This is a genomic window from Pseudomonadota bacterium (genome assembly GCA_036339585.1).
GTDB lineage: Bacteria > Pseudomonadota > Alphaproteobacteria > UBA8366 > UBA8366 > UBA8366.
Map to the genome: position 1 here is coordinate 66,322 of JAYZAS010000019.1, position 19,895 is coordinate 86,216.

A 19,895-nucleotide genomic window follows, 5' to 3' on the forward strand; every position below is an offset into this window, starting at 1 on the left:
TCGCTAAGCCGATCCTGATTTCACGAGCGTTCTCCGCGAAGTGAGAGAAAGTCACGAAACGGAGGGCAAACGCAACCAGATGCGCGAATAGTTTATGAAGGAAATAATACCACATTCGCGTTTTTGACCATCATGGGTGGCAGAAGGCCATTCGGGAGGGTAAAATGGAATTTCCGATATCTAATGCACCGTCACTTTCTAATCAGACGGGCCAAAGTCAAAATAATTCTTCAATTTCTCAGGTAAGTGTTGGTAGCAATGCATTGCAAGGTGATGCATCTACAACCGTGAACCTGGTTGCAGATACCGGTGACTCCGGCGGAGAGCAACAACACAACCGACTGGGTGCACAATTCGAGCAAGCTGTAAGTGCACAGGAAACGTTAAACGACATGCAGCCTAAAGGGCGTCGGGTTGATATCAATTTTAACTCTGAACTTAATAAACTTCTTCTCCAAGTAGTCGATACAAGGACAGATGAAGTCGTCGAAACCATTCCGCCAGAAACTCTAGTGCGACATCTTAAAGATCAGGTTGCACCACCTGAGACGCTTGAGGAAACGTTAAATGCCTCTTCAGCTGTTGATAAAGAGGTTTAACTTAGTCTACGCGCATAAACCACTGTTGGTATTCGAGTAGGACTTATGTGCTCGCGAAGAATTTGTTGAGCACAACTGATGTAGGGAGGGGCAGCAGAAAACTACGGTACTCTGCCCAATGCAGGCAAAATCTGCCTAAACGTGCGTGTATTATTTGCCGCGCGAGTACAAGTTTGCCTGCCTTCCAAGCCAAGCAGAAATAATTTTTCATTATATATCAGACATTTAGCGATATGGCCTATCTCTTGCGGGTTAGGGCACAACTAAATAATATTCGGGTGCCACCATGAACACGCCAACCAATGTTTCTCCGATCGAAACTTTATATGCGACTAGCGGCGCAGAAAAACGCCGTAACGTGATCAAAGAAGACGGTATAGACCGACGGGAATTATTTTCGAGTTTAGTTAATGGAGCCTCATTAAGCCAAATCGCTTACGCAGGACTCAGTCAAGAATTCAATCTAACGCTATCCCTACAAGACAATAATTTTAATAGTGAATTGCGTGCAGTAGACCAAGACCCTATCCACAACCAAACATTTGCACCAACCCCAGATAAGAGAGACACAGTCACTAAGTTGGAAGATGCACCGGCTACTTTGGATAATGAACAGTCAGTTGAGGAAAGTGTCACTGAAAATGCAGGTCCCCAGATTGAAAATAATTACTTTTCGGACCCTGATGTTGATCAAAGCCCAATAACCGAGTTTAAAGGGGCTAAATCAATAAACCAAACGGAAAAGATAAACGATAGCACATCAATAACGCCACAAACGCCGGAAATGCAGGTTGCGGTTCCAATAACATCGCGGCCAGAATCCGCAACCCAAGGACCACGCGAGGTTGCCCGTGCGAATAACGCTGCTACTGTCGCTCAATCTCAAACTCGGGACTCTGTCTCTTTGCAAGTTACAAAAGCGGAGGAGGTAAGCTCTAATGCGGTAATGCGCAATGCGGAAAATGCGAAGGGTAATGGGCTGCGAGCTAAGGTTACGGAGGCACCTGAGGAATTAGTATCTCAGCCATCCGCTAACCTCGCAGCTAGTTCGGCTGTTTCTGCTCAGGCAAATCAGCAGAATCGAGTTGGAGGAGATCCAGTTCGCCTTCCGGCAGGTGATCTCGCCAATGATGGTGACATTGCGTTAAACGGGGCTGTAACTAGACAAGGAAGCAAGCAAGGAACGGCCAACCAACAAAATAATAATTCACTAAATCAACCAGGAACACAGGCTAAAAATGACTCTCAAGGCACTGCATCAGGCGCCCAACAGTCAGCTGAACAGGCATTGGCAGCAGCTACCCAACGAAATAATCTCTTCGCAGCAACACTTGCCCGCTCTGGCGTTACTCAGAGTCAACCTAGCATCCAACCGGTTGGTGGAGATCTTGGAGTAGGTAATGCGACTAATGGACAACAACAGCCCACAAGAACCACTGACCTACCACAGCCACAGAGAGCAAGACCCCAGCTACCTCCTCGATTCGTAAGTGAACAAATCTCGGTGCAGGTTCAACGTGCTCTCGGTCAGGGCACCGACCGCATTAATATACAGTTAAAACCAGCAGAGCTTGGCAGAATAGAAGTTAAGCTAGAGGTCGCACATGACGGCAAAATAAATGCTGTAATCGCTGCTGAGCGCTCCGATACGCTAGATTTGCTGCGTCAGGACGCGCGCCATTTACAGCAATCTTTGCAGGGTGCCGGGCTTAATGCCGACTCTTCTAGCCTGAGCTTCACACTCAAAAACCAAGACAACAGCTTCCAGCAAGCACTCGGCAAAGATGAAAGAGATGACGCCGAGGAGGCAGAAACATTAGACAATGATGCCGACGCTGGCTCTGCACCAACAGACCGCCAAATTGTTAGCGACGATAAGATAGACGTCCAAGTTTAAAAAATTTACAAAAAATGCTGGAGTTTCAATAGATGTCAGACATCGCAGCACTTACCTCAACTGCAACGGCATTAGCCGGAGCAAACAATACTCAGTCAGAATCTGCACTATCACAACTGACTGAGGACTTGGATAATTTCTTAACTATCCTTACGACACAACTGCAGCATCAAGATCCACTAGAGCCACTAGACACCCATGAATTCACTCAACAACTAGTTCAGTTTAGTTCAGTAGAACAATTGATCGCCCAAAATAAGAATCTCGAAAGCATTATAGAGCTACAACAAAATGCTATGGCGATTTCGGCAGTTTCATATATGGGCAAACAAGTCTCGGCCACAGGTCAGGAAAATATGCTCGAGGAGGGGCAATCAACATTTAGTTATACTCTTCCTCAGAATGCAGCAGCGGCATCTGCAACAATCACGAATGAGGCTGGCAGCACGGTTTACTATGGTGCAGCAGAAACGACTTCAGGCAAACATTCTTTTGTATGGGACGGAAGTTCTACAACGGGAGTGGCGCAACCTGATGGTAAATATCAACTCACAATCAACGCAACAAATCCTGACGGGCAGCCTATTACGCCGTCCTACGGAATTACCGGTTCTGTAACTGGGGTCGAGTTTGACGGAGGAACTGCAGTTCTAAGTATAGGATCCGTCAAGGTACCTTTGACAAATGTCACACAAATCCACGATACGGAATAAAGTAAAATTTTGTGAGCAATAACGAGGCATTATCAAAACAACGAGCAACCAATCCCAGTCACAGGGGACACCATTTAACTAAACCATCACAAGGTTTGAGATTAAGAGGGACATGATATGAGTGCATTTAGTTTATTCGGTGGCATGCGGGCAGCAGTGTCTGGCCTATTTGCGCAAAGCCAATCACTTGGAATGATTGGAGATAATATTGCCAACGTAAATACACACGGTTACAAAGCAGTGCGCAACAGGTTCTCATCCCTTGTAACGACCGCATCTAATCAAACAACCCATTCCCCGGGAGGAGTACAGTCTAACGTTCTGAGAGGAGTTGACCAGCAGGGTCTTCTTGAAGCAGCGTCCTCGTCAACTGATTTGGCAATCTCTGGCAATGGAATGTTTGCAGTAAATGCTGAAGCGGATAGTACTGGCGATTATCTTTTTACCCGAGCAGGTTCATTTCGTGCAGACCTTGATGGCAACCTTGTAAATGCCGGAGGTTATTATCTTTTAGGATTTCCGGTTACAAACCAAGTGCCTCAGGAAACTAATATCCTCACTGAACTTGAGGTAGTAAATATTTCCGATGATGTCGGCGTACCAGCTGAAACAACGACGATCGACCTTGGAGCAAACTTAAAGGCATCCGCTGCGACTGGTGACACTTTTGACCTTGGTATACAGGTTATCGATAAACAGGGTACACCTGAAACGCTTACATTAACGTTTACCAAAAATGCCACCGTAAATACCTGGGACATAACAGCTGCAATAACGAACGCAAGTTTCGTCAATACTGCCTCGGACGCCCTTCTTACGGGCACTCAAACCCTGGGTCAGGTGGTGTTCAACGCCGACGGAACGCTTGATTCGACAAATCTAACAAGTCAAACCATCGATACTGCACTTACGACAAATTCTGATGGATTTACGTTCAGCCTCGACTTCGACAACGATTTTGCAACTGGCACCTCTGAGGACAGAACATCGATAACACTTGGCTTGGGAACTGTCGATACTGCGTTAGGCCTACATCAATTTGAAGGGGTTTATACACCCAACTACATTAGTCAAGACGGCAGACAGTTCGGTTCCATAACTGGCGTTTCGGTTGCGGAAGATGGTGTTGTCACGGCGCAATTTGATAATGGCGAGTTACGCGTTATCAGCCAAGTGCCTATAGTAACATTTGCCAACCCCAATGAGCTTACAGAGGAGACTGGCAATGTTTACAAACAAAATGCAGAGTCTGGGGCTGGCCTCATAAAGACCGCGAATTCTGGTGGAGCAGGCCTTATACAAGCTAACGCATTAGAGTCTTCAACAGTTGACTTGGCAGATGAGTTCACTCGAATGATCATGACACAGCGAGCATTCTCAGCTAACACAAGAATGATTACTACTGGCGATGAAATGCTCGAGGAACTCGTAAGGTCTGTGCGTTAAAGGAACTCTGTAAACAAAAGATTGAATTAAGCGGCCTGCAAAAGCAGGCCGCTTTTATTTATGGCGTTGTAAATGTCTTGTTAATCCGCACGACCTTAATTGGCTCCCTTGTTATCTTTCGAACGAAAAATCTCACGTTCAAACATCTCAACCACACTGTATCCTGCGGTTCTTAAAACCCTTAAAAAAATCAATTAATTATTCAACAAGTCACACTAACAGCAGAAGAGGTGGAGTTTTATTGAATTGGCCACACAGACCTCATTATCAAATACAACCTATCCTAAACTTTGTATTGGTAAAGTTTTCTTAGAGTTTTTAGTGCAATTTACATTGAATTTGAAATTATCGCTTGCCTTTGTTTAATTTATTCTCTTTAGTAGGCAATTTTTACCCACTTTTAACTTCATTTATATTTCATATTGCTTTATTTTATTTATAATATTTTATAAAGTTTACAGAGTCGATAATTCCGACTTTAGAAATTTAAAAAATGATGGTGATGCTTTTGCATGTTTAAGCACGAAGAATTTGAGTTCTACAAAAAATGCGTTGGGATACTCATAGCAATCAATACGAGTAACAGCGGGATGCCTAATAGTGTCGAGAGCGTTATGGGCAAGCAGTCATGAATTCGTTGTTTGAAACAATAAGAAACCTAGGAGTCGGACGCCTCGTCGCAATGGCCGGGGTCACCCTCGCAATAATTGGTTTTTTTCTCTTCATGTGGAATCGGCTGAGCACTGGCCAACTTGCTGTGCTTTTCACTGATCTTGATAGTCGCGATAGTAATCAGATTATTGCAAATTTGCAGGGTGCCAACGTGCACCACAAAGTTTCCAAAGATGGCAGCCGGATAATGGTGCCTTCAGACCAAGTTAACCAGCTACGTCTAAGCTTAGCGCAACAGGGAATACCAGCATCAGGTTCAATCGGCTATGAATTATTCGATCGTGATCAGTCAATCGGCACTTCAAGTTTCGTACAAAACATAAACCGTATTCGTGCATTGGAAGGTGAGCTTGCTCGAACCATAGCTGGTTTTCAGTCGGTGCGCAGTGCACGAGTGCATCTTGTTCTGCCGAGGCGTGAACTGTTTTCCCGCCAGCAAGTTGAGCCTAGCGCATCGGTGATATTGCGCATGAGGGGGGCGGTCAGACTTGATCGCGCTCAAATTCAAGCTGTTCAACACCTTGTAGCGAATGCCGTTCCATCCTTAAAAGCCAGCAGAATTTCAATCGTTGATGACCGAGGTGCCCTTCTTGCCCGTGGCGGCGACAAGGGTGATGGACAAGGGGCAGGCGAAACTGCAAATGAGCTTAAAGTTGCTTTTGAGGGACGGATGACTAGAACCTTGGAGCAGCTACTAGAGCCCAGCGTTGGTATAGGTAATGTGCGTGCAGAAGTGCGAGCTGACATGGATTTTGATCGCATCGTGACGCAGGAGGAAAAGTATGATCCCCAAGGCCAGGTCATTCGATCCTCGCAAAATATAACAGAGTCATCCAGCTCAAGCGAGGCAAAAAATGACGCCGTATCTGTAGCCCAGAACTTGCCCGATGCTCCCAACCAAGATGCCGGTCAAGGCGGAACTCAAACGGGCAGCCAGAGGACAGAGGAATCTACGAATTTTGAGATTTCGAAGACAGTAACAAATCATGTAAAAGAAATAGGAAGCGTTAGGAGGCTCTCGGTTGCGGTTCTTATCAATGGCACTATCACTACTGAGCCAGACGGTACAGAGACGTACAAGCCCCGCTCTAAAGAAGAGCTGGACAACATAGAAAAACTGGTAAAGTCCGCTATCGGGTTTGACGCAAGTCGAAACGATAAGATTGAAGTAGTAAATATGCGTTTCGCACCGTTACCACAAACAATAGATGATGAGCGCAGCACGTTCTTTGGCTTCACCACGGCTGACATACGTCGTATTATCGAAGTGCTCGCCCTCGCTTTTGTCGGAATTCTGGTGATGCTGTTATTTGTTCGACCCATGGTGCTGAAGATTTTTGAAAGCACTCAAGCAGCATCCAGAGCACGGATAGGAGCGGACGGAGAAGCGCAATTACTGGCAGGTGCTGGCATGGCTCAGATATCGGCCCCCCCTGAAGGGCAAGTCGATGAAAACGGAATGCCTGTTCAAGCATCCGCAACAGAACCAACAACGTCGACTCTAGATTCTGGTGAAGAGACTGTTATGCCAATTACGCCAAAGAAAGCCAGCCGCATAGATATTAATCTCGATGCCCTTGAAGGTAACTTGGAAGAAACCTCGCTGATGAAAATTGGTGAAATTGTCGACAAGCACCCGGAAGCAGCCATTGCGGTTATTCGAAATTGGCTAACCCAGGACAAAGGCTACTAGGTTGAACAGAGAGTAGGTGGAGGTAAATGCGCGTACGCGAAGATATTAGAGGCCTAACTGGCCTAGAGAAAGCTGCAATTTTGCTGCTCGCGCTTCATGAAGAACACTCATCCGTTCTATTTTCGCGGTTAGATGAGGAAGAAATCCGAGAATTATCTACGACAATGTCTAGCCTTGGGAATGTTAGCGCCAATTTGGTAGAGCGATTATTCGTCGAGTTCGCAGAGCAACTAGGGGCTAGCGGGTCTCTTGTGGGTACTTTCGAAAGCACCGAACGTCTTCTTGAAAAAGTACTCGGTTCGGAAAAAGTTGGCGACATGCTTGAGGAAATCCGTGGGCCTGCCGGACGCACCATGTGGGACAAGCTTGCTAACGTAAATGAAGTTGTTCTCGCAAACTATTTAAAAAATGAATATCCACAAACGGTTGCCGTAGTGCTGTCGAAAATTCGACCTGATCATGCTTCTCGTGTGCTTGCTTCTTTGCCAGAAAACTTTGCGATGGAAGCTATTATGCGTATGCTCCGCATGGAAACGGTGCAACAAGAAGTGGTGGATGATGTCGAAATGACCTTACGAAAGGAGTTTATGACTAATCTTGCACGTGCGCAGGGTCCTGATAGCCACGAGATGATGGCGGAAATTTTTAACGGTCTAGATCGTAATACCGAAGAGAAATTTATGACAATGCTTGAAGAGCGAAACCTTGAAGCATCTGAAAAAATTAGATCTCTAATGTTCACGTTCAACGATTTAGCCAAACTCGACCCACAGGGCGTCCAAACATTCTTGCGCGAAGTCAATACAGAGACGCTTGGAATTGCTCTCAAAGGGGCAACAGATAGTTTACGCGATCTCTTTTTTAGTAATATGTCTGAACGTGCGGCTAAAATTCTTCGAGAAGATATGGAGGCTATGGGGCCTGTAAGATTGTCTGAAGTCGACGAAGCACAATCAGAATTGGTAACTGCTGCAAAAGATCTTGCTGAGCGTGGCGATATTCTAATCGCAGAAGGCGACGACAAAGATGACGAGTTAATTTATTAGAAGAACAATTGAGGACATACAAAGTTAATCTGCAGGTTTTTTTAAACCCCTATTAGTTGTAAGGTAAAAATGAACGCATTGGCTAAACCAAATCAAACTCAAGACAGCACTATGGATGCTCAGCCTTTTGATTTTGGCGTATCATTTGACAAGCCAAAAGTTACTGAGCAAGAGGAAGTTGAGGAAGTTGAGGCAGAACCAACATTCTCGATGGAAGAAGTGGAGGCCGCCAAACAAAAGGCCTTTGATGAAGGACAAGCAGCCGCTAATGAAATTGCTCAGAATTGCTTTGAGTCTAAAATCACAGAAGCCCTAGAAAAAATTGCGATTGAAATAGGTGTTCTGGAAGACGAACAACAACGATTACATAGAAGCACGCAGGCATTAGCAAGTGAGTTAGTCCGCCGCATTGGTGAGCGTTTACTTCCTCAGACGGCAGCAGTACACGGATTTGAGGAAATTGAGCATGCTCTTGAACAATGCTTAGACCTAATAAATGAAAATGTTAGGGTTACAATTCGGGTTCATACTGATTGCGCAGCGGAGATAGAAAAGCGCTTCCAGAGCATGCTTGGAAGCCATAAATGTCAGGCAGACATCACCATAGTAGGCGATGAGAAAATGGGCCCCGCAGATTGCGCAATCATGTGGGGTGATGGGGGTGCTGAGCGTGATTTCGATAGTCTTTGGGGCACCATTGATGCCACATTGTCAAAATTTGAAAAAAATATCACCAAGAACCCTCACAAATCTGAGATAGATCAAAGCGAAGACCATTTGGGAGCTGAATTGGAGCATAACAAGCTTGACAACAAAATCACTGAAACAAAACCTGCCGGCACCTGACGGCATTAGGAGGCCATGATGGCTGATGAAACTGATCTGGAATTGAATGAAATTGACGATGAAGCAGATGGCGCGCCAGATCAAGCGCAAAAAAGCGGTTCCCAAGAACAGGTTGATGATGAAACTTTAGATGGGCCAACTGGAGCACAAGATTTGGAAGCAGTTTATGAAATTCCAGTTCGTGTCTCTGCAGTTTTGGGCACCGCGACCATGCAGGTCAATCAGCTTTTGAAGCTTGGCAGAGGCGCGGTTGTTGAGCTTGACCGTAAGGTTGGTGAAGCCATTGACATCTATGTTAATAATCGACTTGTTGCTCGTGGAGAGGTAGTCGTTGTTGATGATAAGCTCGGCATCACCATGACAGAAATTATCAAAACTGATCAAAGCACCTGAGAGGTTGCAGCTAAAAAATGGTTTCTAATATTGGCCCCGGCGAAGACTTGGCAAGAGCCACTCTACCCCGAGCACCTCGTGCTAAGACATCAATCGATATTGCTACTATAGCTGGTATACTAGGGGCATTTCTTCTGGTTACGACTGCGATAATGCTAGGAGGTTCACCTGACGCGTTCCTCGATTTAAATTCAATATTAATTGTTATTGGCGGCACATTAGGGATTGTAACGGCGTGCTTCTCACTAGATGAGATAAAGGGCTCCTTTAAGGTTGTTTTACAAGCCTTTTTTCATGCTAGTCGAGACACTGAAGCAACAGCACAGCATCTGCTTCACATTGCAGAGATCGCAAAGAAAAAAGGTGTCCTAGCTCTCCAAAAACATCTCACTCACCTCAAAAGCGCGAGTATACTTTATAAGGGCATTGAGATGGTTGTCGATGGTTCATCTGGTGATGATGTGGAGGCTATGATGAAGCAAGAATTTCAAACCTTGGCCCATCGTAATGATTCTACAATAAGAGTTTTACAAAAAGCCGCTGAGATATCGCCGGCTATGGGGCTTATTGGCACACTGGTTGGCCTAGTGCAAATGTTAGGCAATCTCGAGGATCCCAGCACAATGGGACCGAGCATGGCGATTGCATTGCTCACCACCTTTTATGGGGTTATTCTCGCCAATATGGTGTTTACACCGTTAGCTTCAAAACTCGAACGAAATTCCTCAGAAGATATGTTAATCGCCTCACTCTATGTGATGTCAGCTGCCTCAATTGGACGAAAAGAAAGTCCAAGACGATTGGAAATGTTATTAAATACAGTGCTTCCTCCAGAACATCGTATCAAGTATTTCGACTGATATTACCGGAGATTTTGGACAAATCAAATTTGCGCCTTAGAGCGTCAGAACGGGAAAAGAAATGAGATTATTAATCGTTGGAACCCTTGAGGGACATATCACTACTGCCGGTAAAATTGCATTGTCACGTGGTGCCAAAGTTGCTCAAGCGGGCAGCATTGATGAAGCGATGAATGCACTTCGAACAGGGCAAGGTGCAGATTTGGTGATGATCGATGTCAAGCTCGATATCGGAAGCATGATAAAGCGCTTAGATACTGAGCGCATTGCTGTGCCTGTTGTCGCTTGTGGTATTGGAACTGATGCAGATGCTGCCGTAGCAGCGATTGAACAAGGGGCTAAAGAGTATATACCCCTACCCCCAGATGCGGAATTAATTGCAGCAGTGCTTGAGGCTGTTTCCGAGGAAAGTAGTGAAATTGTATTCCAGGACCCAGTCATGGACGCTGTAATCGCTCTTGCAAACAAAATAGCGCCATCTGAGGCATCAGTGTTGATTACGGGTGAGTCTGGAACAGGCAAGGAGCTTATGGCCAACCACATCCATAAGAAGAGTAAACGATCAACTGCTCAGTTTGTAGCCGTGAATTGTGCTGCAATTCCAGAAAATCTTCTTGAGTCGGAGTTGTTTGGGCACGAGAAAGGAGCATTCACCGGTGCAGTTGCCAGACGTATTGGAAAGTTTGAAGAAGCCAACGGTGGTTCACTTCTATTAGATGAAATAAGTGAGATGCACCCACGCCTTCAAGCCAAACTTCTCAGAGTTATACAAGAGCGTGAAATCGACAGGGTGGGTGGCACACAAACTATTCCAGTTGATGTGCGGATTCTTGCGACATCAAATCGTAATTTAGAGCAAGCAGTAAATGATAATGATTTCAGAGAAGACCTATTTTTTCGCCTTAATGTCGTCAACGTTGCTATGCCACCGCTACGCGAGCGGCCAAAAGACATTTTGACCTTAGCAAAATATTTTGCAAAAAAATATGCGGAGTCAAACGGTGTGGACTACCGGCCATTTACTAAATCAGCTGAAGAAACGTTGAAATGCCATACTTGGCGCGGGAACGTACGTGAACTTGAAAACACAATCCATCGTTCGGTACTCTTAGCACAAGGTGACGAGATTGATACTGACGCGATAATGTTGAACTTAAGTGAAGGCCTACCAACTGACGACGCTACCGCTGTCGCTGCAGCAGCGGCAAACAAAGCTGAAACTATGGTTGGTAAAACTGTTGCCGAGGTTGAGAGGGATTTAATAATAGGAACCTTAGAACACTGTCTTGGCAATAGAACCCATGCAGCTAATATTCTTGGTATTTCGATACGAACGCTGCGGAACAAACTAAAAATCTACAGTCAAGAAGGCGTTGCTGTTCCGATGCCTGGCGAGGGATAACTGGTAACTTCATTTGAAAATGGAAGATGCACTTAGGTTATGACGGACACTAGCCCGGATCAGGCTCCACGAAGTTCTGAAAACGGTCTGCTTGCAGCCATCAGTAGCCGCAGCGACATAATGCTTGCTGTTGCTATTGTTTTTATGCTGGGGCTTTTATTGTTGCCGGTGCCAACCTGGTTTTTAGATACGAGCCTTGCTGTTTCGATCACATTCGCCATTGTGATTTTGATGACAGTTCTATTTCTCAAAGATCCACTCGAGCTTAATTCGTTCCCATCCATTCTTTTAATCGCGACAATGCTTCGATTAGGACTGAATGTTGCGTCGACCAAATTAATCCTTACCGATGGGCACACTGGAACTGATGCAGCTGGCCAAGTCATCGAGGCTTTCGGGAATTTTGTAGTTTCTGGGAATTATGTGATTGGGATTATCGTATTTTCAATCTTAGTGATAATAAACTTTATCGTAATAACAAAAGGTGCGGGAAGAATTGCAGAAGTTGCAGCACGCTTTAGCCTTGATGCGATGCCCGGGAAACAAATGGCAATAGATGCAGATCTCTCGGCTGGCCTGATCAACGAGGACCAAGCACGCGCAAGGCGCACCAAGTTAGAGGACGAAAGTTCATTCTATGGGGCAATGGATGGCGCCTCAAAGTTCGTGCGTGGCGATGCAATTGCGGGTTTACTAATAACGTTGATCAATATTGTTGGTGGGATTGTGATAGGTGTTGCGATGCAGGACATGACGCTCGCTAACGCTGCCTCAACATATACATTACTTACGATTGGGGATGGATTAGTAAGCCAAATTCCAGCGCTTATCGTATCTACCGGGGCTGGCATGTTAGTTACAAAAGCTGGCACGGCAGGCTCTACAGACAAGATTGTATTTGGTCAGCTGGGGCATTATCCAACTGCCCTCACCATGAGTGCGACGTTATTAATTCTGATGTCACTACTGCCAGGCATACCACTGCTTCCTTTTTTCGGACTGGCGTTACTTACGGGTGGGCTTGCATTCTTGATCTATCAACGCGAAGCGACAGCGAAGGCTGAGGAGGCGGCAGCGGTAGCTGCTGCCGATGAGCCTGACGCACCCACCGAGGAGCCGATTACAGCAGCTCTACAAATAGATAATATAAGACTTGAGCTAGGATATGGCCTACTTGCGATGATAAATAATGCTCGGGAACCCCGGCTAACAGACCAGATCAAAGCTCTGAGAAGGCAATTGGCTGTAGAACTTGGTTTTGTTATGCCAGCTGTTCGGATACAAGACAATTTACAATTGCCCACCAATAATTATGTCATTCGAATAAAGGAGATAGAGGCCGGCAGTGGTGAGTTACGCCCTAATATGCTCCTCATCATGGACCCGGGCGGAGAGCCTATCACACTCCCTGGCGAAGCCACTACAGAGCCGACATTTGGCTTGCCAGCGGTTTGGATAAACGAGCAGCATCGCGAGGAAGCAATGTTTCGAGGCTACACTGTGGTAGATGCGCCCACAGTTATAACCACACATCTTACTGAAATTATTCGCGATAATATGTCCGAATTGCTTTCCTACGCCGAAACACAAAAACTCTTAGACGAACTAGATCAGCCGCAGCAGAAGCTCATTACCGATTTAATACCTGCACAAATTTCGGTAGGAGGCGTGCAACGGGTGCTTCAAAATCTTTTAGGCGAACGTATATCTGTGCGCGATTTGTCGACCATCCTCGAGGGTATTTCAGAGGCTACTGGCTATACTAGAAACATAGGCCAAATCACAGAGCATGTAAGAGCACGCTTAGCTCGCCAAATTTCTGATACTGCAACCAATGAACAAGGTTTTATTCCCCTGATAACCCTCTCGCCAGATTGGGAACAGGCATTTGCCGAGTCAATAATAAGCCAAGGAGATGAACAACAGCTTTCTATGGCACCAAGCCAGTTACAGCAATTTATAAATGCGGTACGAACTGCTTTTGAACGGCACGCAATGCAGGGGGAGTCTGCTGTACTCCTCGTAAGCCCTGCAATTCGCCCATTTGTTCGCTCTGTAATTGAGCGTTTTCGGCCTGTAACAATAGTAATGTCTCAAAATGAGGTTCATCCAAAAGCACGTATCAAAACACTCGAACAGATCTAGTAGAATAAAAAGGACGCCCCTACGCTCAACCACCCGTATGCTAGCACTACAACATAATATTTCTCAACCTTAGCTCAAAAGCAGTATTCTGAGATGACAGAAGCCATAAAACCCCCGAAAGGAGAACCAAAACAATTCTCGTCGCAGCAAATATCGACAACAATTAAATCAACCCTTCTTCGTCTCCCAAATGGACACTCCCCTCTTGAAATCGGACAAAATCTCTCTGGCATCGTACTCAAATCATCGGTCGTTGGTGAGACCCGTATAAAACTGGATACGGGCGAAATATTCTTAAAATCAAACGACTCGTTATCAACTGGCACTAAGATAATGGTTCGGGTCATATCAGGCGGAAACAAACCGCAGGTATTATTGCAGATACACCCCGACCTTCCGCGCAATAGTTCTTTGCCCGAGTCTACAACCCATACCGCCCGGGAAGAGTATCCTCAGGTCAATACCGGTTTCGGACGGGCACAGTTACCATCTTCGATAAGATATTCAAACAATCCACCTCCTGTCCACCTCTCTGGCTTGCTAGCTAAAGGCGAGTTGTTCTCAGGGCAGGTTTCAGGTCCTCCACAAACCAAAACCACATACACAAACCGATCTCCGACCCCTCGGTTGGGGAACACCGAAAATAGCGTGTCAAGACCCGCATTGGATGTCAGTCAACCTCAGTTTTCGTTAGGAACTTCTCTAACCATTCAATTGATGTCCATCAGTCAATCTGGAGGTAAAATTAAAAGTCGGCTTACAAGTAATGATGCCCCTTTAGGGTCTCCCGGCACAAAACTAGTCGGTACAGTTACAAATAGTACTCCGGACGGTAGACCAATCATCACAACTCCTTTAGCCACAATTACAATAGACATAAAAAGCGCTATACCAATTGGAACTAGGTTGACCATGGTCGTGTATGGTTCATCTCAACCCAATGAGCGCTCATCATTCGCGCCTATTAACCCGCTAGGCAATTGGCAATCCCTGCAAGACGCCATACAAATCGTTAGGCAAGCCGATCCAATAACACATTCGTCGTTAATTCGAAAGATTCCAACCGCTGGGCCACAACTAACTGCATCCATGCTCCTTTTTTTATACACAATGAAAAATGGTGGCATGTCTCGATTCCTTGGCGAGAGTGCAAGTCAAATTTTGGAAGCTGAGGGAAATCTTTGGAAATATTTGCAGGAAGATGTCGGCCAAGCACCCCGTCAAGCCCCAGAACGTCCTAGCTCAGATTGGCGTGCATTCCTAATCCCGTTTCTAACCCATGGTGGCATACAGCAGTTTCGCTTTAATGTGCGACCTGATGACGAATCAAATGATGGAAGTTCTGAAACAGATCCTGTTTTCCAATTTATCGTTGAGGCAATACTCGGAAAGCTCGGCCAGATACAAATAGACGGGCGGGTCCAGAACAAGATAATCGAGTTAATTATGTACTCACAAAATACGGTATCGGACGAAATACGCATCGGCATAAATAAAATTTATACTGATACCCTATCAGCTCTTGGTTTTGCAGGTACTCTTTCCTACCGCAAAGTTGAGAGTTTGGATGAGATGCCAAAAAGTACCGCAGGCACTTCCCATAGAGGTATTTCCGTGTGACAAATTTTACATACCGAACACCAGTCAAGAAGAGAGCCCGCCGCCGCTCCATCAATTCAAAATTACTTTACAATAACGATTTAATTTCTTCTCCTATGACCATTTAGCGCAATCTCATCCAATTCGCTACGCTCACGGCGTTCATTTTCTCTAAGCTCTTTTTGCACTCCAGCACTATCAGTAATTTCATATTTTTTTACATCCGCAAATGCCTCTCGCACTTCTTCCCGCGCTGCCTCTACCTGCCCCAACGCTAATTCACGATCCTTCCGCTTTTTTTTTATTCGTGCAAATGAAGCTGACAAGAAATTGTTTAGGTCTCGATTTCCCTCGTAATTTTGCGATGCGAAATTTTTTTCGTGCTCAATTTGGGTCTTAATTTCTGTTATTTCTGCATCAACCTCCATCAATTTTTCTTCTAACCTTTTCAAACCACGACGCCTCTCGTCTAGTTGGAACCGATGGAAGCGTATTAATTTCTTAATTGCACTCATTATGACGGATCCCCACTATGTGTCGGTTTTGGCGCTGATGCCAAAGGCTCAATTTCCACTTTTGACGCCGCAGATGAAATGCGGCGTTCCTGCGAATTGGGCAGAGCATCCGGATCTTTTTGCACTAAGTTTTCTGTAGGTTGCGGAGGTGCCGCAGCAGCTGGAACTGCCGGTGTCTCGCCCCCAACTGCATTAGCAGACTTCCCAACCCTATTTTCATTATCCACCGGGGTGACACTGTCTTCAATTATCTCTTCCATTGGAATATCAAGAATGTCAGCTAATTCCCGATAACCCTCCTCCAAGCATGCCTTGTCTTGTTTGTTTTGACTTAAAAATTTCTCGATCCCTTGATGATACCGAATAGCTTCATCTACCGCTGGATCACTTCCATGACGATATGCGCCCAACCGAATTAATTCCGCCATATCCTCGTACACAGCCATTAAGCTCCGCGCCCGATCAATTATTCTATTTTCATCGGCTGAGTTACAGGTGGGAAGTGTCCTTGAAACGCTTCGAAGGATGTTAATGGCCGGATATCTATTACGTTCAGCAATGGTGCGATCAAGAACAATATGCCCGTCCACGATGCCACGGACTGAGTCTGAAATGGGCTCGTTGTGATCATCCCCTTCGACTAAAACCGTAAATAATCCTGTAATACTTCCTTGACCTATCCCGGGACCCGCCCTCTCTAGGAGCTTTGGCATTTCTGAGAATACCGTCGGGGTATAACCTTTACTCGCCGGAGGTTCCCCCGCAGATAATCCAATCTCGCGCAGTGCCATAGCGAAGCGTGTAATGCTGTCCATCAGACAGAGTACATCACGTCCTTGGTCCCGGAAGTATTCAGCGACAGCCATGGTCATGAATGCCGCTTGCCGTCGCATAAGCGCAGATTCATTTGAGGTTGCCACAACTAAAACACTCCGCGCCAAACCCTCAGGCCCCAAATCTTCCTCAATAAACTCTTTTACCTCACGTCCTCGTTCGCCAATTAAACCAAGAACAATGACATCCGCCGTAGAATGCCGCGTAAGCATTGACATTAAAATTGATTTACCAACCCCCGAACCTGAAAAGATACCCATTCGTTGTCCCCGACAACATGTAATAAAGGTATTGATAGAGCGAACTCCTAAATCTATCTTTCCGGATACACGCTTACGTTGGTGTGCTGGAGGGGGTGAAGCACATAGTGGATAGGCCTCTGCGCCTTTCGAAACTGGAGGCCCACCATCAAGAGGGTCACCAAGCGCGTTAATCACACGCCCCAACCATTTTTCATTCGGGTAGGCAGCAGGCTGGCTCTCACCCACCAAAGCTCGGCTCCCTAGTCCCACGCCATCAAGTGGTCCGAATGGCATCGCAAGAGCACGGTTATCGCGGAATCCAATAATTTCACAGGTAACAGAAGATCCGCCCCGAACTTCGAGGTGACATCGTTCACCTATTGCTAATCTCTCTCCGAGGCCCTCAATCTCAACTAGCAACCCTTGTATTGCTTTTACGCGGCCATAAAGCTTTAGCCTATCTAGTCGAGATATCTCCTCGATAACAGTTTTCAAATCATCGTTCATTATAACATTTTATCGTTTGTGGCCCATATAGCAAAAAAAGATACATATATTGTGTCACCCACGATTTATTGATTTAGGCGTGGCGATATTGAATGCAATAATTTTCACCTTTAATCATTTTAAATACAAAATCATAACAGAAAAAGTTAACTACAAATTTTTTCATAATTCTACTTCTAGGACGTGTGCAGCACCTTAAGAGAAAATTTTTTTCACAAATGGTTTGATAGCTCCCAAGATATAGATCCTCCAATGAATTGAAAAAACTACCAAAGCTTATTAACTTAACGATATTTTATTTGGCAAACACCGTTGCACATAAATGATAATGTTGTGATTTCTTGAAGGCTATTTACCATGCTTAAATGCTTGGCCGATTCAATCTCTGGAAAAGCTTCTATGGTTGCGGTTGGACTTAATTGGACTTTAGTCGAGGGACCGGATGGGATAGGATTGGCACATAGCCCTGTAAAGCGAACAAGTGGTTGCTATAACCTAAAAGGTGCTGGGCAACAACGCGGAAAACCATTAGCTGAACTCGCTGCGAGCATTCATTCAGAGAATCCGTTTGATCGAGCACTGGCTCTAGCTTCAATAAATGCGCATTTTAATCGACCGGATCAAGAAGGCACAGTCGACAATGGGCTAGATTTATTCACCAAAAATGATTGTCTCAATACTGTGGCGATTGGCAGATTTCCCAATATCGAAAACCGATTTCCAGGCGTCAAAGTAATCGAAAAAAACCCTAGCCAAAATGATTACCCGATTAGCAAAGCCGATCAATTATTAAAAACTGCCAACCAGGTCATTATTTCGGCTTCAGTGTTATCTTCGAAAGAAATCATAGATTACCTAAATGCCGCCGCGAATGCTAAGATAATGCTCATCGGCCCCAGTACTCCAATGAGCCCAGACCTATTTAAAAATGGAATTTCGATTTTAGCCGGCTTTATCGTTACAAAACCCAGCCACGCTATCGATGTTGTCATACAAGGTGGCTCAATTAGCCAATTACGAGAATGTGGACGTAATATTTGCTTACATCAAGCCTAACTTAACAAAATCTTCTCTGCCAACAACAGGTCTTCAGGGCAATTCATGTTGGCGAATGGATCAATTCTTTCAACCTCATAATCGACCAAAACGATACTATGCCGCTTTGCCCAAGTTTCTACTCGCCTAATACCGTCATGCAGTAAGGCGGACCGCAATCTATCTTTTTGGCTAACAGGCCAAAGGCCAATTGTGTAGTGGACATGTGCAGCCGAAGCGGCGAGCGCTAGATCCGCCTGTTTTGCGTCTCTCTCCACCAGCAACTTCCCAACCAAGTCTTCAGGAAGAAATGGACAATCTACGGGAGCACTAAAGATATAATTAATGTCGGGATATTCACGAGCAGTCCATTCCATTCCAGTAAGTATACCTGCTAGTGGGCCCAGGTGCCCCGAACAAGAGTCGCGCTGAGTCGGCAAACCGGCACTTAAAAAAGGCGACGGATCGTCATTTATATTTAGAAGAAGCTTGTTTACTTGAGGCTGTACATGCTCGACTACATGTTGGATTAGAGTTTGCCCACGCAAAAGTGCAAATGATTTTTGCTTTCCACCCATCCGTCGCCCTCTGCCACCCGCCAGTATAACACCATTTACCAACGACGACATGGTTACGCGTCTATCATGCATGCATCGATGTTAGTGATGCTGACAATTAACGAGGAATATATGAAAAAATTGTTGTAATAGTACGATATATAATGCATCCGAACCTTTAAGCAATTATTACGACATATGCATTTGATATGCGTTTTTTTATAATAAACGCCATTGTCACCAAACTTGTATAAAAAAACTTGCTGTTGGAAGACAAATATTTCCGTTTCCTGCACTTTTGATATTCAGTACAAAGTTTTCTATAGTCCAACAGCCAACTTTTCTGGTTTATACTATAGTTATGACCGCAGGTGAAAAACTCATTGCATGTTAGACAACTAGTTTTTGACTTTATAAAGATAAAGATTATTGGAAGACTAATAAATTGAAACGATGTCGATAAAACAGTGCCATGCAACAATTTAGCAAAGCTTCAGTGCTCCCATTAATTGACCCCTTTGACCGAGCCATCTCATATCTCCGTGTCTCGGTTACTGATCGTTGCGATTTTCGTTGCGTGTACTGTATGTCAGAAAATATGTCCTTTCTTCCAAAAACCGAAGTTTTAACTTTGGAAGAGCTAGACCAAGTGTGCACTGCATTTGTTAAGCTCGGCGTTCGAAAGCTTCGTCTAACGGGTGGTGAGCCTTTAGTACGACGGAACATTATGTGGTTAGTACAAAGGCTAGGGCGACACCTAAATACTGGAGCGCTCGATGAATTAACAATCACAACAAATGGTAGCCAATTGGAAAAACATGCCGCCGGTCTAGCCACAGCTGGCGTGAAACGAATCAATGTATCCTTAGATACACTTCAAAAAGATAAATTTTC

General features: G+C 45.1%; 17 protein-coding genes. 14 read left to right on the forward strand and 3 right to left on the reverse strand.

What is annotated here, in order from left to right:
* Positions 1-164: 164 nt before the first annotated feature.
* From VX941_11545 to VX941_11600, 12 genes are all read left to right on the forward strand, one after another.
* Positions 165-599, forward strand: coding sequence for a flagellar protein FlaG (locus VX941_11545; GenBank protein ID MEE2934037.1), 435 nt, complete (start codon positions 165-167; stop codon positions 597-599).
* A 286-nt stretch (positions 600-885) separates the two neighbouring features.
* Positions 886-2,496, forward strand: a complete 1,611-nt coding sequence (locus tag VX941_11550; GenBank protein ID MEE2934038.1) for a flagellar hook-length control protein FliK — start codon at positions 886-888, stop codon at positions 2,494-2,496.
* A 32-nt stretch (positions 2,497-2,528) separates the two neighbouring features.
* The gene (locus tag VX941_11555; protein MEE2934039.1) at positions 2,529-3,209 is read left to right on the forward strand and encodes a flagellar hook assembly protein FlgD; all 681 of its coding nucleotides are present in this window, start codon (positions 2,529-2,531) and stop codon (positions 3,207-3,209) included.
* 117 nt (positions 3,210-3,326) lie between these two features.
* Positions 3,327-4,655: a flagellar hook protein FlgE gene (locus tag VX941_11560; protein MEE2934040.1), complete on the forward strand. Its 1,329-nt coding sequence runs from the start codon at positions 3,327-3,329 to the stop codon at positions 4,653-4,655.
* Between the two features lie 628 nt (positions 4,656-5,283).
* Positions 5,284-7,020 (forward strand): flagellar basal-body MS-ring/collar protein FliF, encoded by a 1,737-nt coding sequence (gene fliF, locus VX941_11565; protein ID MEE2934041.1) that lies wholly within the window; start codon positions 5,284-5,286, stop codon positions 7,018-7,020.
* A 26-nt stretch (positions 7,021-7,046) separates the two neighbouring features.
* Positions 7,047-8,066 (forward strand): flagellar motor switch protein FliG, encoded by a 1,020-nt coding sequence (gene fliG / locus VX941_11570; protein ID MEE2934042.1) that lies wholly within the window; start codon positions 7,047-7,049, stop codon positions 8,064-8,066.
* 69 nt (positions 8,067-8,135) lie between these two features.
* On the forward strand, positions 8,136-8,912 hold the full coding sequence (locus VX941_11575; protein MEE2934043.1) for a FliH/SctL family protein: 777 nt from the start codon (positions 8,136-8,138) through the stop codon (positions 8,910-8,912).
* 18 nt (positions 8,913-8,930) lie between these two features.
* Complete coding sequence (fliN, locus tag VX941_11580) at positions 8,931-9,305, forward strand: flagellar motor switch protein FliN (protein MEE2934044.1); 375 nt, start codon at positions 8,931-8,933, stop codon at positions 9,303-9,305.
* 17 nt (positions 9,306-9,322) lie between these two features.
* Positions 9,323-10,165, forward strand: coding sequence for a MotA/TolQ/ExbB proton channel family protein (locus tag VX941_11585; protein ID MEE2934045.1), 843 nt, complete (start codon positions 9,323-9,325; stop codon positions 10,163-10,165).
* A 61-nt stretch (positions 10,166-10,226) separates the two neighbouring features.
* Positions 10,227-11,567, forward strand: coding sequence for a sigma-54 dependent transcriptional regulator (locus VX941_11590; GenBank protein MEE2934046.1), 1,341 nt, complete (start codon positions 10,227-10,229; stop codon positions 11,565-11,567).
* A 39-nt stretch (positions 11,568-11,606) separates the two neighbouring features.
* Positions 11,607-13,712: a flagellar biosynthesis protein FlhA gene (gene flhA, locus VX941_11595; protein MEE2934047.1), complete on the forward strand. Its 2,106-nt coding sequence runs from the start codon at positions 11,607-11,609 to the stop codon at positions 13,710-13,712.
* Between the two features lie 93 nt (positions 13,713-13,805).
* On the forward strand, positions 13,806-15,332 hold the full coding sequence (locus tag VX941_11600; protein ID MEE2934048.1) for a hypothetical protein: 1,527 nt from the start codon (positions 13,806-13,808) through the stop codon (positions 15,330-15,332).
* Between the two features lie 80 nt (positions 15,333-15,412).
* Here the strand turns inward: VX941_11600 and VX941_11605 are convergent, their stop codons facing one another.
* Both VX941_11605 and fliI read right to left on the reverse strand, forming a co-directional pair.
* The gene (locus tag VX941_11605) at positions 15,413-15,826 is read right to left on the reverse strand and encodes a flagellar FliJ family protein (GenBank protein ID MEE2934049.1); all 414 of its coding nucleotides are present in this window, start codon (positions 15,824-15,826) and stop codon (positions 15,413-15,415) included.
* Positions 15,826-17,409: a flagellar protein export ATPase FliI gene (gene fliI / locus VX941_11610; GenBank protein ID MEE2934050.1), complete on the reverse strand. Its 1,584-nt coding sequence runs from the start codon at positions 17,407-17,409 to the stop codon at positions 15,826-15,828. The genes VX941_11605 and fliI overlap by 1 nt, the downstream gene beginning before the upstream one ends.
* Positions 17,410-17,766: 357 nt before the next feature.
* Between fliI and VX941_11615 the strand changes: the two genes are divergently transcribed.
* Positions 17,767-18,465 carry a DUF364 domain-containing protein gene (locus VX941_11615; GenBank protein ID MEE2934051.1) on the forward strand — a complete coding sequence of 233 codons (699 nt, stop codon included), beginning with the start codon at positions 17,767-17,769 and terminating at the stop codon, positions 18,463-18,465.
* On the opposite strand, the gene mobA is transcribed toward VX941_11615, so the two are convergent.
* Positions 18,462-19,094 carry a molybdenum cofactor guanylyltransferase MobA gene (gene mobA / locus VX941_11620; GenBank protein ID MEE2934052.1) on the reverse strand — a complete coding sequence of 211 codons (633 nt, stop codon included), beginning with the start codon at positions 19,092-19,094 and terminating at the stop codon, positions 18,462-18,464. The two genes, VX941_11615 and mobA, sit on opposite strands and share 4 nt — an antisense overlap.
* A 379-nt stretch (positions 19,095-19,473) precedes the next feature.
* Here mobA and VX941_11625 point away from each other — a divergent pair.
* Positions 19,474-19,895 (forward strand): radical SAM protein (locus VX941_11625; protein MEE2934053.1); only part of this gene is annotated, 422 nt, incomplete at its 3' end.

Bases quoted from the DNA above. Each gene is read 5' to 3' on its own strand.
- VX941_11545 (MEE2934037.1), top strand. From the start codon at position 165: ATGGAATTTCCGATATCTAATGCACCGTCACTTTCTAATCAGACGGGC.
- VX941_11550 (MEE2934038.1), top strand. From the start codon at position 886: ATGAACACGCCAACCAATGTTTCTCCGATCGAAACTTTATATGCGACT.
- VX941_11555 (MEE2934039.1), top strand. From the start codon at position 2,529: ATGTCAGACATCGCAGCACTTACCTCAACTGCAACGGCATTAGCCGGA.
- VX941_11560 (MEE2934040.1), top strand. From the start codon at position 3,327: ATGAGTGCATTTAGTTTATTCGGTGGCATGCGGGCAGCAGTGTCTGGC.
- fliF (MEE2934041.1), top strand. From the start codon at position 5,284: ATGAATTCGTTGTTTGAAACAATAAGAAACCTAGGAGTCGGACGCCTC.
- fliG (MEE2934042.1), top strand. From the start codon at position 7,047: ATGCGCGTACGCGAAGATATTAGAGGCCTAACTGGCCTAGAGAAAGCT.
- VX941_11575 (MEE2934043.1), top strand. From the start codon at position 8,136: ATGAACGCATTGGCTAAACCAAATCAAACTCAAGACAGCACTATGGAT.
- fliN (MEE2934044.1), top strand. From the start codon at position 8,931: ATGGCTGATGAAACTGATCTGGAATTGAATGAAATTGACGATGAAGCA.
- VX941_11585 (MEE2934045.1), top strand. From the start codon at position 9,323: ATGGTTTCTAATATTGGCCCCGGCGAAGACTTGGCAAGAGCCACTCTA.
- VX941_11590 (MEE2934046.1), top strand. From the start codon at position 10,227: ATGAGATTATTAATCGTTGGAACCCTTGAGGGACATATCACTACTGCC.
- flhA (MEE2934047.1), top strand. From the start codon at position 11,607: ATGACGGACACTAGCCCGGATCAGGCTCCACGAAGTTCTGAAAACGGT.
- VX941_11600 (MEE2934048.1), top strand. From the start codon at position 13,806: ATGACAGAAGCCATAAAACCCCCGAAAGGAGAACCAAAACAATTCTCG.
- VX941_11605 (MEE2934049.1), bottom strand. From the start codon at position 15,826: ATGAGTGCAATTAAGAAATTAATACGCTTCCATCGGTTCCAACTAGAC.
- fliI (MEE2934050.1), bottom strand. From the start codon at position 17,409: ATGAACGATGATTTGAAAACTGTTATCGAGGAGATATCTCGACTAGAT.
- VX941_11615 (MEE2934051.1), top strand. From the start codon at position 17,767: ATGCTTAAATGCTTGGCCGATTCAATCTCTGGAAAAGCTTCTATGGTT.
- mobA (MEE2934052.1), bottom strand. From the start codon at position 19,094: ATGCATGATAGACGCGTAACCATGTCGTCGTTGGTAAATGGTGTTATA.